Origin of the sequence: Burkholderia latens (assembly GCF_001718795.1) — a bacterium.
GTDB lineage: Bacteria > Pseudomonadota > Gammaproteobacteria > Burkholderiales > Burkholderiaceae > Burkholderia > Burkholderia latens_A.
Map to the genome: position 1 here is coordinate 614,879 of NZ_CP013438.1, position 12,404 is coordinate 627,282.

8 protein-coding genes are annotated in these 12,404 nt (G+C 67.3%); 1 reads left to right on the plus strand and 7 read right to left on the minus strand.

Annotated features, from left to right (window positions below; all coding sequences use genetic code 11):
- Positions 1 to 12 precede the first annotated feature (12 nt).
- The 4 genes from WK25_RS22090 to WK25_RS22105 all read right to left on the minus strand — a co-directional run bounded on the left by WK25_RS22090 (position 13) and on the right by WK25_RS22105 (position 6,807).
- Positions 13 to 1,848: a S53 family peptidase gene (locus tag WK25_RS22090; protein ID WP_069242741.1), complete on the minus strand. Its 1,836-nt coding sequence runs from the start codon at positions 1,846 to 1,848 to the stop codon at positions 13 to 15.
- 766 nt (positions 1,849 to 2,614) lie between these two features.
- Positions 2,615 to 4,102 (minus strand): efflux transporter outer membrane subunit, encoded by a 1,488-nt coding sequence (locus tag WK25_RS22095; protein WP_069242742.1) that lies wholly within the window; start codon positions 4,100 to 4,102, stop codon positions 2,615 to 2,617.
- Between the two features lie 13 nt (positions 4,103 to 4,115).
- Positions 4,116 to 5,696, minus strand: coding sequence for an MDR family MFS transporter (locus WK25_RS22100; protein WP_069242743.1), 1,581 nt, complete (start codon positions 5,694 to 5,696; stop codon positions 4,116 to 4,118).
- Complete coding sequence (locus WK25_RS22105; protein ID WP_069242744.1) at positions 5,689 to 6,807, minus strand: HlyD family secretion protein; 1,119 nt, start codon at positions 6,805 to 6,807, stop codon at positions 5,689 to 5,691. Before WK25_RS22105 ends, WK25_RS22100 begins: the two co-directional genes overlap by 8 nt.
- Positions 6,808 to 6,899: 92 nt before the next feature.
- Between WK25_RS22105 and WK25_RS22110 the strand changes: the two genes are divergently transcribed.
- A complete protein-coding gene (locus WK25_RS22110) occupies positions 6,900 to 7,694 on the plus strand; it encodes a CerR family C-terminal domain-containing protein (protein WP_069242745.1) in 795 nt (264 codons plus the stop codon).
- A 63-nt stretch (positions 7,695 to 7,757) separates the two neighbouring features.
- On the opposite strand, the gene WK25_RS22115 is transcribed toward WK25_RS22110, so the two are convergent.
- The 3 genes from WK25_RS22115 to WK25_RS32160 form a co-directional block, all read right to left on the minus strand.
- A complete protein-coding gene (locus WK25_RS22115; RefSeq protein ID WP_069242746.1) occupies positions 7,758 to 10,247 on the minus strand; it encodes a mechanosensitive ion channel domain-containing protein in 2,490 nt (829 codons plus the stop codon).
- A gap of 356 nt (positions 10,248 to 10,603) precedes the next feature.
- A complete protein-coding gene (locus WK25_RS22125; protein ID WP_069242748.1) occupies positions 10,604 to 11,563 on the minus strand; it encodes an LLM class oxidoreductase in 960 nt (319 codons plus the stop codon).
- A gap of 496 nt (positions 11,564 to 12,059) precedes the next feature.
- Positions 12,060 to 12,398: a hypothetical protein gene (locus WK25_RS32160; RefSeq protein ID WP_226209333.1), complete on the minus strand. Its 339-nt coding sequence runs from the start codon at positions 12,396 to 12,398 to the stop codon at positions 12,060 to 12,062.
- Positions 12,399 to 12,404 lie beyond the last annotated feature (6 nt).

A 12,404-nucleotide genomic window follows, 5' to 3' on the forward strand; every position in this document is an offset into this window, starting at 1 on the left:
GTCATCGCAACATCAGCGCGCGAAATCCGACGTGCTCTGGATGAACGTGTTCAGCTTCGAGATGTTCACGCTGCCGAAGCCCGTCGTCGCGTCCCAGCCCGCCTTCGCGTTATAGCCGTAGCCGCCGCTGCCGTTGTTGCCGGACGTCACGTCGTGCACCAGCGTCGCGTTGGCCGGGAAGTACTTGTAGATGCTCGACGCGGGGAACCCGAGCGCATTGTTGTTCGCCGATTGCAGCCGCGCCCAGATGCCGGTGAAGATCGGCGCGGCGAGGCTCGTGCCGCCCTCATTGTTCAGGTAACCCGCACCCCACAGCGTGTCGGACGTCTTGCCGTTCACCACGAGGATCGCGCCGGTGCGCAGGTCGGCGTCGAAGCCGACGTCCGGCAGTGCGCGCTTCGTCGAACCGGTGAGCGCCGACGATTGCCACGATGGCGCGGCCTCGTACTTGCTGTAACCGCCACCCGTCGCCCACACGGTGCCCGACTGCCAGCTCGGATCGTTCCACACGACTTCGCTGTTGTACGCGTTGGTCGACGTATTGGTGAACAGCGTCGTGCCGCCCACCGCGATCACGTACGGCGATGTCGCCGGTTCGCTGACGGTGTAGGTCGAACGCGACGGCTTGCCGCTCGCGCATTCGTACGCGCCGTGATCGCCGGCGGACACGGAAAAGGTCTGCCCCTGTGCGACTGCTTGCTTGAAAATGGTGTCGTCTGTCGCCTGCGAGCCCGTGCTGTATGCGGACGATTCGCACACACCAAGCGACACGTTGATGACCTTCGCGACGTTGTCGCTCACCGCCCGATTGTATGCGGCGGTGATCGCGGTGAGCGTCATCGACGGCGCTACATAGAACACGACCTGCTTCACGCTGCCGCCGGCCGCGCCGACGATCGACTGACTGTCGAGGTTCCATTCGACGGTGCCGGATGTATCGGTGTACGAACTGCCCGACGGGCCGGTCTGCACGACGCTGCTGCTGATCGTGCCGAGACCGTTGCTCGCGGCGAACGTGTTCAGGTCGCTGACCGTTTGAGACAGGTCGCCTTCGGAGATGATGCCGACGGTGGTTTGCGATGCGTTCGGCGTGCCGTCGCCACCATAGATCGACGAGAACTCGGTCGGATTGTGCGGAACCGCGGAGGCGCCCGCGGGAATGGTCAGGTTGCTGGTGTTGCCTTGCGGCGTGCCGCCGGCGCCGGTATGCACGAGCTCGACGTTCTGCAGGCCCAACACGGCGCCGACGATGCCGCCGATCGCGTTCGGCACCTGTGCGGCATCGCTGTTCGCGTATACGCTCCGGCCGTTGTGCGTGAAGCGCTTGAGCGTCGTGCGGAACGCCGACTTGACCGTTGCCGCGGTGCCCGACGCGGACACGAGCAGGCGGTTCGGCGCGACCACGATGTTGACGAAGCCGGCCTTGCGCAAGTGCGCGACGACGGACGCGACTTGTTGATCGGTCGGTGCGTACTGCGCGGCAAACTGGGCCGACGTGAGGAACTGCCTGTAGTGCGACGATCCGGGCGTGTGCAGATCGCGCAGGTACTGGTCAAGCTGTGCCTCGTTGCGCAGGTTCAGCCCGAGCACGATGTCGACCGATTCGCCGGACGCCATCTCGGTCGCGGCAGCGGCCGCAGCAGCGGTGCTGGCCGCCGGCGTCCCGGCGGTACTGCCGCTTTCGGCTTGCTGGACGAGCGGCAGGAATCCCTTGGTGCGCGTTTCGGTCCAGCCGGCGGCCGGTGCGGCATGGGCCGTCGCCATGCCGAACGATGCGACAGCTGCGGCGGCGAGCGCGAGCTTGACGATGCGAATGTGCTTTTGTTTCTTGTGAGCAACCTGATTCATTGAATTACCCCTCCGGTTGAACATCGAACTGCACGAACGACTGCAATCGACGACGGCGCGGATTATGCGCCGCCGGTTTCCGCCGTACCCATGCGGATGGCGCGGGCGCGACGGGGCCTTTCACCCGATCCGGATAGACGGTGACCCTCCGGGGGTGAAATGCTGGAATGCCTGATAAAGGGAGTGCCGCGCCGCGATGCGGGGCGGCCGCGCCGGCTGGCGTGACGCCGGCTGGGGGCTAGAGCAACAGTTTCGGTGTCCTGCTCATTCGATTCGGTCCTTCGGCCTGCTGCCGGACGGCAACTGCCTGTTGAGGTGCATCGGCATATCGGGCGCCGACGGATCGCGACGTGGCCGGCGGCGGAAATTTCGGTGCGGCGAAAGCGAACTGCGTCGAGCGGAATCGTTTGCGGGTGTTGCAATTCGTCAGATTGCTTGCATCGGACGGTATCAAGAACGAAAGTTCGGTGTCAAACTTTTTCTGATTATATGAAACAAAATTAAACCGAATAAGGCGAAATGATTTTGAAAAGTGGCGGGGGATTTGTAATTTTCAAAGCCGATTCGACATGCAATAAAGACTCAGAACGCTGGATCATTGACGAATCGATTCGTAATGTGCGTTCGATCGCGCGCCCATTGGCTGCGTTGATGCGCTCGGCGGTGACGGCGCCGGTTCGCGTCTTTTATGCAGAAAGGGGGGAATTGACGGGCACGGCGATCGAACCGGCAAGCCGCTGGCGTGGCCGGCCGCGTCGTGCATCAATCATCCCGCGTGCGTTTGCCACCCGAGCCCGAGGCTCTTCTGCAGCGATACGTAGTCCTTGAGCAATTCCGCCTGGCCCGCGATCACGTTCTGCTGCGCGGCCAGCGCTTCGCGCTGCGTATCGAGCAGATCGATCATCGACGCGACACCGGCACGATAACGCTGGTCGATCAGGGTGGCCGAATGCGTGGCCGACGTCTGCACGTTGGCGAGTGCGACGACGTGTTCGCGCTGGTGCCCATAGCGTTGGAGTGCGGTGTTCGCGTCCTGCAACGCACCGAGCACGGTCTTTCGGTAGTTCGCTTCCGCTTCGTCACGCGACGCCTCGGCTGCGCGCACCGCACCGCGCGTGCGGCCGAAGTCGAGGATGTTCCATTGCAGATACGGCGCGCCGACCCACGTGAAGTTCTGCTTGCGGAACAGGTGGCCGGGGTCGCTCGCGCTGAAGCCGAGATCGCCGAGCAGCGTGACCTTCGGGAAATAGTCGGCGATGTGCTCGCCGATCTGCGCGTTGCTCGATGCGAGCCGGCGCTCGGCTGCGCGAATGTCGGGACGTTGCTTTAGCAGCGCGGCCGGATCGCCGACCGGCACGCTATGGGGCAGCGTCGGCAGCGGCGCGCCCGATGCCGACAGCGCCGCGTCGAGCGCACCGGGTGGCCGCCCGGTCAGGATCGCGAGCCGGTCGAGCGACTCGGTCACCTGCGCATCGAGCGGGATCAACGACGCACGCGTGTTCTCGACTTGCGTGGTCAAGCGTTCGATGTCCGCATCGGCCGCGACACCGCGTGCACGGCGCTGCTGCGTGAGTTCGAGCATCCGCTGTTGCAGCTCGGCCGTGCGCCGCGACAGCGCGAGCCGCTGCTGCCGGTCGCGCAGATCGATGTACGCGGTCGCGACTTCGGCCGCGATCGATACCTGCGTGTCGGCGAGGTCGGCGTCGACGGCTTCGGCTTGCGCGGACGCCGCTTCCACCGCGCGGCGCGTGCCGCCGAACAGGTCGATTTCCCATGTTGCGTCGAAGCCGGCCGAAAAGAGCTGCAGCGGACCGGTACCGCCTGACGACGGTGACGCACTGCCCGGCTGGCTCGAATTGCCGGACGGCAACAACGTGCCGAGCGCGCTGACGTCGGGCTCGCGCGTGCGGATCGCGGCGACGGTCGCCGATGATTTCGGCAGCTGCGCCGCACGCTGTTGCACCAGCTGCGCACGCGAGGCGCGCAGCCGTGCCTGCGCCGCATGCAGATCGGGGTTGCGCGCGAGCGCGGCGGCGATCAGGTCGTCGAGCTGGCGATCGTTGAGCGCATGCCACCATGCGCTCGGTGCGGGGGCGGCGGTATCGATGCCCGTTGCCGGCGCCCGTACGAAGACCGGTGCGTCGGGTGCCGCAGGCGCGCCGCGGTAGGCGGGGCCGACGGTACAGCCGGCGAGCACGCATGCGGCTGCGCACAGCGCAAGCACAGGATGGCGAGGCGAGGAGAGGGGCTTCATCGCGTAAGAAGGTTCAGTGGCCGGACGATGTCGGCTGCGGGCCGCGCGGTGTCTTCAGCAGCATCGCGAGCGGCACGCACGCGAGCAGCACGAGGCCGAGCACGTAGAAAGTTTCGGAGTAGGTCATCACGATGGCCTGGATCTGGATTTGCTGGGCAAGCTGGCCGAGCGCGCGCAGGTTCGAATAGGCGAGGTCGCCCGTATGTGCGAACCAGTTCGCCGCATAGGCGGACAGCCGCTCCTGCCCGATCAGCGAATTCGCGCTCACCGATTCGCGAATCGCGGCCGCATGGAAGGTCGTACGCCGGTCGATTACGGTGCCGATGATCGCGAGCCCGATCGAGCCGCCGAGATTGCGCGCCATGTTGTAGAGCCCGGCCGCGTCGCCGGAATCCTCGCGCGCGACAGCCGCCATCGATGCCTGGTTCAGCGGCATCATCGCAAGCATCTGCGCGACGCCGCGAATGAGTTGCGACCATACGAAGTCGTGGCCGACGCTCTGTGCGGTGAGGCTGATGTCGAGCATGCAGCTCAGGCAGAACAGCAGCAGCCCCGAGATGACGAGAATGCGGAAGTCGACCTTGCCGAGCAGGCGCGGCAGGATCGGCATTACGAGAAACGCGGGCAGGCCCGACAGCAGCATGATTGCGCCCGCCTGCTCCGCGTTGTAGCCCGCCACGATAGCGAGGAACTGCGGCAGCAGGTACGACACGCCGTACAAACCCGCGCCGACCGCGGACACGATCACGATCACGCTGGCATAACGCGGATTGCGCATCAGCGACAGGCGCATGATCGGCCGTTTCGCGAAGCGTTGTGACAGCGCGATCAGGATCATCCCGGCGAGCGACACGTAGCTGAGCGTGACGATCATGTGCGACTCGAACCAGCGTTCGCGCTGACCTTCCTCGAGCACGACCGTCAGCGAACTCAGCCCGATCGCGAGGCCCGCGATCCCGAGCCAGTCCGCGTTGAAGAACGTTTGCCATTGCGGCTTGTCCGACGGCAGTCCGAACACCAGCAGCGCCATCAGCACCGCGCACACCGGCAGGTTCAGGAAGAAGCACCAGCTCCAGCTGACGTTCTCCGCGAGCCAGCCGCCGAGCACGGGGCCGAACAGCGGGCCGAGCAGCACGATCAGTCCGAACAGCGTCATCCCCACCGGCAACTGCGACAGCGGCAGCCGCGTCCGGATGATGGTTTGCGCGGTCGGGATCAATGCGCCGCCGGTGAAGCCCTGGCCGATGCGTCCGGCGATCATCATCGCGAGCGAGTTCGACCACCCGCACATCATCGAGAACGCGATGAACAGCGCCGCATTCGTCAGCAGGAAGTTGCGGAGTCCGAATACGCGCGTGAGCCATGCGGCGAGCGGGATCATCACGATTTCCGACATCAGGTAGCCGGTCGAGATCCATGTGCCTTCGGTGCCGGTCGCGCCGATTTCGCCCTGGATCTGCGGCAGCGCGGAGTTCGTGATCGAGATGTCCAGCGTCGCCATCAACGCGCCGAGCGCACCGGCGGCGACCGCGATCCAGTCGGTGACGCTCGCGCGGCCTTCGTGCGGCGAGGCGGTGTTTGCGGCGTCAGCCATGTTGCTTCCCGGCGCCGTCCGAACGCGTATCGACGTCGACGGTCACGGACAGCCCGGGCACCAGCATCCGTTGCGCTCGCGCGTTCGCGGCGAGGCGGATGCGCACCGGCACGCGCTGCACGATCTTCGTGAAGTTGCCGGTTGCGTTCTCGGGCGGCAGCAGCGCGAATTGCGCGCCGGTGCCCGGAGCGAAGCTGTCGACGGTGCCGGCGAGTGTGTCATCCGGCAGCGCATCGACGTGCAGCTCGACCGGCTGGCCGATGCGCATCCGGCCGATCTGCGTTTCCTTGAAGTTCGCGACGAGGTAGATCGAATCCACCGGCACGACGGTCAACAGTCGCGTGCCGGGCTGCACGTACTGGCCGACGCGCACCGTGCGGTCGCCGACGCGGCCGTCGAGCGTGCTGCGCACGATCGTGTTGTCGAGGTCCAGTTGGGCCTGCGAGGCGCTGGCCTGTGCCGCTTCGAGCTGCGCGCGCGCCTGTTGCAACTGCGCGGTGAACGATGCGATCTGCGTGCGGGCCGCGGCGATCGCCGCAAGGTTCGCCGCAAGTGTCGCGGCGCCCTGGTCGCGCGTGCTCTTCAAATCCGCGACGTGCTCATGCGTTTCGGCACCGGTCGCCGCGAGCGGCGCATAGCGCGCGTACTCGTCGCTCGCGTGCCGCGCGCTGATCCGAGAAACCTTCGCCTGCGCTTCGGCCTGCTCGAGGTTCGCGCGCTGCTGGCCGATCTCCGCTTCGGCGCGAGCGATGTCGGCACGGCGTGCGTCGACGGTCGCGGTCGATTGCGCGAGCGCGACCTGGTACTGGCGGACGTCGAGACGCACGAGCGGGTCGCCGGCTTTCACGGTCTGGTTGTCGCGCACGTAGACGTCGGTCACGTAACCGGCGACTTTCGGCGCGGCCGTCATGCTGTCGGCCTGCAGGTACGCGTCGTTGGTGCTTTCGATGAAGCGGCCGACAGTCCACCAGCGGCCGAACCATACGGCGCCGCCGATCGCCGCGACCACGACGACGGCGATCAGGATGCGCCGCTTCGAGCCCCCGTTGCGCGGCGATGATGCGGTTTCCTGACGATCTGCTTTCGATGGCGGGTCTTGCTGCGTGGACATGTGGTTATCCAATTTATTCCGGTCGGAAGAATTATTCCAGTTGATAAAATTGTGTCAAGTAGAATGTCGATCGATCGAATGACGAGGAACGCATGAACGAAGCGAAGAAGCTGCGTCGCACATCGGCAGGCGGCTATGCGCGCGGCGACGAGACGCGCCAGCGGATCATCGACGCTGCGATCGAGCTGTTTGGCGAATTCGGGTTCGCCGGTGCATCGACGCGCGACATCGCCGCAAAGGCGGGCGTCAATGCACCGGCGCTGCAGTACTACTTCGAGAACAAGGAAGGCGTCTATCGCGCGTGCGTCGACGCGATGGCCGAACTCGGCTGGAGCGTGCTCGGCCCGGCGGTCGAGCATGCACGGGCGGTGCTGGATGCGGATGCGGACGTCGATGCGCTGATCGACGCGTTCATCGGCATTCTCCGGATGCTGGCCGACCGGATGTTCACGGTGCCGAAGACGCTCGGGCAGCGGTTGTTCTTCGCGCGCGAGCAGCTCGGGCAGGAGCCGGCGGGCGCGACGGAAATCCTGATGAAGCGCGTGCGCAAGCCGCTCAACGACGTAAGTGCCGAACTGATCGGCCGGATCTCGGGGCGGCCGGCAGACGATCCGGTCACGCGACTGCGCGCGATGAGCCTGTTCGGACAGCTGACGGTATTCCACCTCGTGCCCCGCTCGACGCTGCAATTGCTCGACTGGGACAGTTTCGACGGAGAAGGCGGCGCGCTCGTGCTGGCGACCATTGCCGAACAGACACGCGTGCTGCTCGAACACTGGCATGCGCAGCGCGACGCGGCGGGCGCCGACCCGCGCGCGGGTGCGAATTCGGCTGCGCCGGCGAACCTATCGAAACGCGTTCAACGCACGAGGAAGAGCGCGCGCTGAGCGCGGAGATCAGCCATTCAGCGGCATCGGCGCGGCGCGGTGCGATGCACGGCGGCCGCGCACTCAGCCCGGCTTGCGCGCCGGTGCAGCCGGCGGCTGCGGTTCGGCAATCGGCGGGCCGCCCGCGTTGCCAACGCTATCGTTGCCGTCGTTGTTCGCGCCGGCGACAGCCCGCGAGCCCGGGTCATACGCGACGACGCTGCGCTGCGGATTCGCGATCCAGATCCCGCGTTCGCGGAACATCACCGCGATGCGCCGGTTGAATTCGCGTTGCACGCCCCAGCGCGCGGAATCCTTGCATTGCATCTGCCCGGCGAGCGTGATGGTCGCGCCGTCGACCTGATCGACGCCCCAGTAGCTGAAGTCCGACAGGATGCCGTCTTTGTAATTCGGATCGTCGCGCAACGCGGCGCCGATTTCCTTCAGCGTCGCGATTGCCTGATCGATGTCCTGCCCGTACGCGATGCTCACCTTCACGGCTGCATTGCCGAGCCCGCGATTCGTGTTGTTGACGGTCGTCACCGAACTGAACGGGATCGTGTAAAGCGACCCGTCGCCGGCGCGCAGCCGCACGGTGCGGATCGACAGGTATTCGACCGTGCCCGACACGCCCGCGAGCGTGACCCAGTCGCCGACCTGCATCGCGTTCTCCATCAGCAGGAAGATCCCGGTAATGAAATCCTGCACGAGCTTCTGCGAGCCGAAGCCGAGTGCAACGCCGAAGATGCTCGCGCCCGCGAGCAGCGGCCCGACGTTGACGCCGATTTCGCTCAGGCCCGTCAGCACGACGACGAGCGCGATCATGATGAACAGGAGCGAGCGCAGCATCGGCAACAGCGTGCGCAGCCGCGCCGCGCGCACGAGGTTGCCTTCGCGCGTCCACAGCTGCAGGCGGCGCTCGATCGCGATGTTCGCGGTTTCCCACACGATCAGCGCGATGACGGCTGCGATCGCGATCGTCATCAGCGCGGACGCGAGCCGATGACCGATCGTGCCGCTCTCGAACGCGCGGAAGATCGGCACGCCCCAGATCTGCAACAGCAGCACGACGGTCAGGACCGCAATCACCGCCGACACGATGCGGCGCACCAGCGGGTAATAGCGATACGCGTGCAGATGGACGAGCGTGCGATCGTCGTCGCGCCGCTGGAACAGCCGCGCGAGCGCGCCGAACACGACGATCGATACGATCCGCATCCCGATCATCACGGCGATCGAGCGGCCCCCGAGCGAGATCAGCACGCGGTAGCCGTTGTGGACGTCCAGCGCCCACACGAACCACAACGCCATCACGACGAACACCGACACGGGCGCCCACGCGTCGGCGAGCGCATGGGCTACCGTCGCGAACGCGGGGCGCGTTTCGCCGGCCGCGCGGAGGCGCACGGCAACCGGCTGGCGGCATCGCAGGATCAACGCCGAGACCATCAGGTGGCCGACGAGCGCAACGGCCTTCAACAGCGCGACGTGACCGGCGTCGCTGAGGCCGAAGCTGCCCGCGATCTCGACGGCGGCCGTGCAGGCGCCGACGACGATCGCGATCCGCGCGATCGAACGCTGTGCGAACGCGGCCCATGCGTCGCTGATGTGCAGCAGCCGAAGCTGTCGCGCATCCGGCTGGAAAAACAGCCGGCTGACGATGGTCACGAGGCGGCAGATCACGTAGATGTCGATCAGCGATTCGAGCGCGGTTCCGGTCGGCGTGTCGGCGCCGTCGAGAACCGACATCGTGAGGCTCGCGACGCCGACGAACACCAGCAACGGCACCGCGCGCAGCGCGAGGCTGACGAGCGCGCGCGGCATCCGGCGCAGCAGCGTGGTCTGGCGCCGCGCGTGGCCGCGGCCTTGCACCGACGCTGAGCGCGCGCCGGTCGTGCCGGTCGCGGCTGCGGTGCCGGCCAGGGTGGCGTCGGCTTCGGATGCCGGCGCGGCATCGTCTCCCGTGCGTGGCGGCTCGGTTCCGGAGGGTTCGGTGTCTGCGTGTTCCGGCGCTTCGGCGCGACGCGCGCTCAGTGCGGCGAGGGCGCGCCGCAGCAGCCGCTTCGCGACCCATTCGACGACGATCGCGGGCACGAGCACGGCGAGGATGATCGCGAGCGCACGCGCGAGGTCCGCGCGTTCGTCGGCATTCGCGAGACGCTCATGCCACCAGACGCCGACCGAACCGACGTCGAGCAGCGAGCGCAGCGATTCGTTCAGCGAGCGGCCGATTTCCACGGCCCAGTGCGACCCTTGCCGGACGACCATCGATGCGAGGCCGTTCGTCGTAAGCGCCGCCGCAGTCGCACCCGAGGCCGCGCTGGCCGGCGCGGCGCCGCTCGCAGGCAGCGCGGGCGTGCTGAGCACGCCGACGGCCGCGATCGCGCGCAATGTCGTCTCGACCTGTTGGCGTTCGCGCGGGTTCTGCAGCACGGAGAGCGCCTGTTGCGCCTGTTGCGGCGTCAGCGCGGGCGCGGCGCCGGAGGCAGCCGATGCGGCGGCAGGGGCCGGGGCGGCCGCATGGGCAGCCGATACGACGGCGGCGAGCAGCCAGCCGAGCAGGAAATGTCGCATGGGTGGGCATGCGGGCGCGCATCGATGCGTGGCCCGGCGGTCGTGTCGATGGACGGAAGTTAACATGATCGCGATCTGGACCGAATAGTTCCGTCGGCGACTCTCCAAATCGGGCATGCACGCAGCCGGCGACCGTCCGGTTGGGCCGTCGCGCCTCGACAGCAGCCGGCGCATCGCCGGGACCATCGCGATCCGAGTTCGGCGCGTCCGTTCGGCTGCATCGTCACTCGGCCACGCGGCGCCGGCCGCGGTCGGGCCGGGAATGAATTGTGCGTCGGGCGGCGCGTCGATTCGTTGCGCGCGCCGCCCGGGCGGCGGACGCACGCGACTCGGGGGCGTTGCGGATTCCTGACGAATCAACCGTCCCCGTCGTCAAAAGCCGGCAGTACGTGCTCGGCGATTTCCTGGACGACCTCGCGCACAGGCCGGTTCGAGCCCGGATTGAGCGTGACGTGGTGCGTGCCGGCCGCCTGCATGTCGCGCAGGATGTCGATCAGCGCGTTGCGCCCGGTCGCGTAGCCGAGCGACAGCGCGGTGGCCGGCGCGTTGCGATTCGCATCGAGATCGACTCGCATCGACACGCCGAAACCGCGAAACGCCGGTTGCGCGAGCCGGTCGACGGCCGCACGCCACATCGAATGACGCGCGCGCTGCGTGTCCGGGTCGCGGTGATACGTCATCCAGCCGATCGCGTTGCGCGCGATCCAGTCGACGCTTTGTCCGCCCGAGCCGACGGCTAGCATCGGCACCGGATCGCCGCCGCGCGGCAGCAGCGCGAAGTCGGGCGCGCCGGGCGGCGTCTCGTCGGGCAGCACGCGCGATGGCACGCCGAGCGCGGCCGCGACGACGTCCCAGTGGCGGCGATAACGGTCGCGCCGCGTATCCGCGTCGACGCCGAACGCCGCGTATTCGGCCGGTCTATCGCCGGAGCCGAGCCCGAGAATGAAGCGGCCGCCGGACAGCGTCGCGACCGACAGCGCGCCTTTCGCTATGTGCAGCGGATGGCGCAGCGGCAGCACGATCGCGCCGCTCGCGAGCACGATCCGGCGCGTGCGCGACGCGAGCGCGCCAAGCAGGACCCACGGGTCGAGATGCCCGACCGGGTCGGGGTAGTCGTCGCTGTTCAGCGGCACGTCGCGAATCCATAGCGCGCGGAAGCCCAGCGAATCGGCGAGTTCGGCGAGCTCGAGCTGCTCGTTGAAATCGGCGACCGTCCGGCCGCTGCGCAACAGCGGCAGCGTCAGGCCGATCGACAGCCGCTCGGCCGAGAACACGCGGCGCGCGACGTCGGCGCGATCGGAGGCGGGCTGGGTCATGTCGAATCCTTGAAGACGGGGCGCGCAGGTTCGACGAGCGTATTCGATCGTCGCTGCTCGCGCGGGCGGGATTGGGCGATTGTAAGCGGATCGTCGGCGTCGTGCCGATGTGCTCGCGAGACCGGCGCCCGTTCCATTCCCGCAACGGCGGCGTCGCGGCCGGCCGCCCGCGCCTGCGCGCGGTTGCCCGTAGTTTCACTTTCGAAACATTCGCGCATATGCGCAGTCGCGAGACGTGCATCGGAGGCAATTGAGGGCCCGTGCAGCCTTGCGCCGCGACGCATGGTGCGCTCCTTGCATGTCTGTGTGCGCCGTGAGGGCGATCGCCGGTGCAGCAACGGGCCGGGCAATCGCTTCAGTAGGTCGGACGCATCCAAGACGGGGACAAGACAATGAGAACAGACCGAATCGCAACGTATCGTGTTGCAAACATGAATCGCCGACCTGCCAGTGCGTTCGCTTCGCCGTGGGTGGCGGCGACGTAAGCGCACGGCTTTCAGTTCCATCCGAACCACGCGGGTGTGTTCCGAACGACGGCGTGCGTGCGTGACGCATGAAGCCGGCCGATGCCGGCCGGCCGTCGCGGAGGAACCGCCCGTGCGCGCAGATGGGCGAGCATGATTTCCGGATCGTCATTCAGACGGGCGAAACGCCCGTGCGCCGCGCCGGTGGCATGCATCCGCATGCCGCCCGCGGCCATGTGCGTCGAATCGACAAGACCGGGCCGGGTAACAGCGAAAGGGGGGGGGCGCGGCGGTTCGCGCGATTTCAGGTATTCGAAGCGGTAGTCCAGGGGAACGGGCCGCCGGCCGCACCGCGGCGGCTTCGACGACATTGTGCT